Consider the following 2,600-nt stretch of genomic DNA (forward strand, 5'->3'; position numbering starts at 1 on the left):
CCGAGGTCATGAGCTGCGAATCTTCCCAGGCGTCTACGAAAAGAACGGCTACCTCGCCGGCAGCGACGAAATACGCCTCAACGACCTGCACGCCGCCTTCGCCGACCCAGAAGTCAAAGCCATCATCTGCCTACGGGGCGGCTACGGCACACCACGCCTGCTGGATCGCATCGACTTCGACCTCCTGCGACGCAACCCCAAGCCATTCGTAGGCTACAGCGACATCACCGCCCTGCACCTGGCCATCAGCCGTTACGCAGGCTTCGTGACCTTCCACGGCCCGCTGCTCAACGCCGATCTGCTGGGCGACAAGGACCCCCCAACCGTCACCTCGTTTTTCAGCCTGCTGCGGGGACAGTTGAAGGCCGGCAGCGAACTGAACCACCCTGCGGCCTACCCATTGACTACCGTCGAGCCAGGCATCGCCCACGGACGTCTGCTGGGCGGCAACCTGTCGATCATTGCCGCGACCATGGGCACGCCTTATCAGATCGACGCCGAAGGGGTGATCCTGTTCATCGAAGACGTCAACGAGCCGCTGTATCGCATCGACCGACTGCTGACCCAACTGCGCCTGGCCGGCACGTTGGCGCAGCTGCGCGGCGTGTTGGTGGGGGACGTGGCCGGGGTCGATGTCGAGGCGTTGAACGGGCTGCTCAAGCAGACCTTCGCGCCATTGCGCATTCCGGTGCTGTCCGGCTGGCGCAGCGGGCATTGCGATCCGAACCTGACCTTGCCCATGGGGGCGTTGGTGACGTTGGATGCGGGGGAGAAGAGGTTGGTGTTGGAGCAGGACGTGGTGGTCAGTCGTTAGTCATGTAGCGCCTGGGAGTCAGCCATCGCGAGCAAGCTTTGCTCCCACGGCTCGCTCCCACAGGTTGATTGGAACACCTGTGGGAGCGAGCTGGCTCGCGATGGCGGCACTCGCCAATAAGGCGAATCAGCGGTTACGCAACGCCTCCAGCAACTGCTGCGTCGGATACCCATCCGCCGGCCAGCCGAACGACTGCTGGGCGCTGCGGATGGCCTTGCGGGTGTTGGCGCCGATGATGCCGTCGGGGTTGCCCGCGTCGTAGTTGTGCTTGCCCAGCAGGGTTTGCAATTCGATGCGTTCGCTGCGGCTCAGGGGCAGGTCTTCCTTGGGCCACTGGCCGTAGACCAGCCCGCCGTCGGTGAAGCGCTTTGACAACAGCCCGACCGCCAAGGCATAGGACGACGAGTTGTTGTACTTGAGGATGGCACGGAAGTTATCGAAGATCAGGAACGCCGGGCCGCGATGGCCGGCTGGCAGGAGCAGGGACGCCGATAGCTGCTTGTCATCCGGGGTGATCGGCAAGCCGCCATATTCTGAAACGCCCAGCCGAATCCATTCGGAGACGGGCTTGCGGATCGTGCCATCGGCCAGGGTGTAGTCGAAGCCCTCGGCGAGATTGACCTCGAACCCCCACGGCTGGCCACGTTGCCAGCCGGAGCTTTGCAGGTAGTGCGCAGTCGAAGCCAAGGCATCGGTGGAGCTGCCCCAGATGTCGCGGCGACCGTCGCCATCGAAATCCACCGCGTGGGTGTTATACGTGGTGGGAATGAACTGGGTCTGGCCCATGGCGCCGGCCCAGGAACCGAGCATTTTTTCCGGTGTGATATCGCCCTGTTGCAGGATTTGCAGCGCGGCGATCAATTGCGCATGGGCGAAGCCCGGGCGTCGTCCTTCGTAGGCCAGGGTTGCCAGGGAGTTGATCACCGACTTGCTGCCCTGGAACTGGCCAAAGTTGCTCTCCATGCCCCACACCGCCACCAGCGCTTCGCGATCGACGCCATAACGCTGTTCGATGCTTTGCAGGACCTGGGCGTTCTGCTGGATCAGGCTCTTGCCTTTGTTGACCCGCAGTGGCGACAGCGCGCCATCGAGGTATTCCCACACGGGGCGGGTGAATTCCGGCTGGCTGCGGTCGGCCTTGATCACGCTCATGTCCGGGCTGACGCCGATAAACGCACGGTCGAACAAATCGGCGCGGATCCCGGCGGCCAGGGCTTCCCTGCGAAACCCGGCCTGCCATTCAGCGAAGGTCTGGGTGGGGGCAATGGCCAGGTCATCGCCGGTGGGCACCACGGGCGGCACGATGGCCGGAGCGGTCACGGCGGGAACGGTCTGGAGCGGTTGGGCGTCGGCGGCGGTAGGTTTTTCGGCGCAGGCGACAAGCAGGACAACGCTTGCGGCAACAATCATTTGGCGCAGTGGCCAACGATGGGAAAGACAGAAGGGCATGCACGGGTCCAGAAATACAAATCAGGTGCTGACCTTAACATGCGAAAGGGGCGTAGGGCTTGTCCGAGTGTTTCAAGCGGCCAGAAAGCAAGAAGCCTCCCAGTTGTCAGACTGGAAGGCTTCGCGGCGGTAGCTGCCTTTGCCCTTGGCGGGTCGTTCCTGGCGGCTGCGGAACAGGGGCTGGGCGACGATGGACTTGGCCTTGTTGGGGCCATGCCTGGATGGCTTTTTGCTCATGATGGGATCTCTCGTGGGGTGGTTTTGCGGGGCAAATCATGGGACAGAGTTGGGGGGGTGTCCAGTCCCTGCATGCAAGAGGAAGTGTCGCCTGAAGTAA

The 2,600-nt window shown here is 63.0% G+C and carries 3 protein-coding genes; 1 reads left to right on the forward strand and 2 read right to left on the reverse strand.

The genetic code is table 11. The features are described 5' to 3' along the window. Window positions 1-814 (forward strand): LD-carboxypeptidase (locus J4E53_RS30330; RefSeq protein WP_207268285.1); only part of this gene is annotated, 814 nt, incomplete at its 5' end. 126 nt (window positions 815-940) lie between these two features. Here J4E53_RS30330 and J4E53_RS30335 read toward each other — a convergent pair. Together J4E53_RS30335 and arfA are read right to left on the reverse strand one after the other, a co-directional pair. After that, a complete protein-coding gene (locus tag J4E53_RS30335) occupies window positions 941-2,263 on the reverse strand; it encodes a lytic murein transglycosylase (RefSeq protein WP_103311407.1) in 1,323 nt (440 codons plus the stop codon). A gap of 72 nt (window positions 2,264-2,335) precedes the next feature. After that, window positions 2,336-2,500, reverse strand: a complete 165-nt coding sequence (arfA, locus tag J4E53_RS30340; protein ID WP_030140368.1) for an alternative ribosome rescue factor ArfA — start codon at window positions 2,498-2,500, stop codon at window positions 2,336-2,338. Window positions 2,501-2,600: the final 100 nt, after the last annotated feature.

Source organism: Pseudomonas sp. FW305-28, from assembly GCF_017351395.1.
Taxonomy (GTDB): Bacteria; Pseudomonadota; Gammaproteobacteria; order Pseudomonadales; family Pseudomonadaceae; genus Aquipseudomonas; species Aquipseudomonas fluorescens_AA.